This is a genomic window from Embleya sp. NPDC001921, from assembly GCF_053594475.1.
Genome location: NZ_JBSFEO010000164.1, coordinates 1 through 1,296 on the forward strand (window position 1 = coordinate 1; position 1,296 = coordinate 1,296).

The window sequence follows — 1,296 nt, forward strand, 5'->3', positions numbered from 1 at the left end:
GCCGGACCGCCGAAGTAGTACCTGGCCTCGTTGTCCTGAAGCAGGTCGATCGCCTCCAGGTCGGCCGGGTTGAAGAGGTAGGCGTTGGCAATCGAACGGCCCACCAGTCGGACCTTCGTCTTCGCCTTCCGCGTGGTGGTCAGGGCGTTGGTGTCCCACGCCTGGGCCTGCACCCCGGACACGTTGCCGAGCCCGTCGAAGTTCTCCCCGGTGCCGTCACCGGAGATCATCTGGTCTTCGAGTTCCTCCTCCAGGCCATAACGGAGGAATGCGTCGATCAGGGTCCGGATCTGCGCGGCATCCGACAAGGCGCGCTTGGTCACCGGGATCCAGTGCGCGATCGTCCGAACCGGCGTGGTCACCTTCGCCGCAGCCAGCGCCGACTCCGGCTTATAGCCGCCGCCCGCGTTGTTGACCAGGGCGCCCGCGCCACCCGGAGCGGTCGGCGCCGCCGAGGACGTCGCCTCCGCCACCGGCGCCGCGTTGTTGGTGATGCTGGTCATGCGCACGTACTCGACCGTGTCGGACGTGGTCGTGCCGTTGGTGACCACGTCCCGCAGCCGCAGCGGGCGCTGGAACGCCTCCGTCATCACCTGCAGGCCGCGGTAGTCGTTCTGGACGAACGCTCCACCGGAGGTGTCCGACAGGCCGGTGACCAGGGACTTGTAGCCGGCGGGCATCGACTGCACGCGCTGCTTCTGCCCGAACTGGCCGTTCGGTGCGGACGCCAGCAGGGCCGCGTACTCGGCCGACTTGACGAACGTCTCGCCGATCGAGGTCTTCTCGTCGGGCACGATCAGGCCGCTGGGCGTGCGCCGCTCCGACTTCTCGGCGACGCCGATGCCCTCGCCCAGGTCGGCGATGGCGTCGCGCACCGCGCTGTCGCCCTTGGCCTGCTCCAGGCCCTGGCGGGCGGCCTTCGCCTTCTCCATGTGCTCGGTGATCAGGCCGCGCTCTTCGTCGGTGAAGTCACGCGACTCGTCGTCGGCCTTCGCCGCAATGGCCTGCGCGGCGACCAGGTGGTGCTTCAGCTCCTCGGTGAGCTGCTCGATCTTCGTCATGGGTTCCTCATCCCGTGAGCGCGGAGACCTCGGACGCGAGAAACGCGAGGTCGGTGTGCAGACGGAGCGAGGCGGGTCCTGGCCGGGCCGGTGCTTCCTTGGCCGCAGGCTCCTGCGGCGAGGCGTTCTCCGGCGGGGCAGACGTGGCCTTCTCGTCGTCTTCGGCGGAGTCGGCGGCGGCGGACGCGACCGACTCCAGGAGTTCCTGGGACAGGCGCGCGATCTCGCGCACCCG

At 69.4% G+C, this 1,296-nt stretch carries 2 protein-coding genes; both read right to left on the reverse strand.

The window, feature by feature from the left end; translation table 11 throughout:
* Positions 1 to 1,061: phage major capsid protein (locus tag ACWCPW_RS52010; protein ID WP_449768692.1), on the reverse strand; the 1,061-nt coding region annotated here is incomplete at its 3' end.
* A gap of 7 nt (positions 1,062 to 1,068) precedes the next feature.
* A partial coding sequence (locus ACWCPW_RS52015; protein WP_449768693.1) for a hypothetical protein occupies positions 1,069 to 1,296 on the reverse strand: 228 nt, incomplete at its 5' end.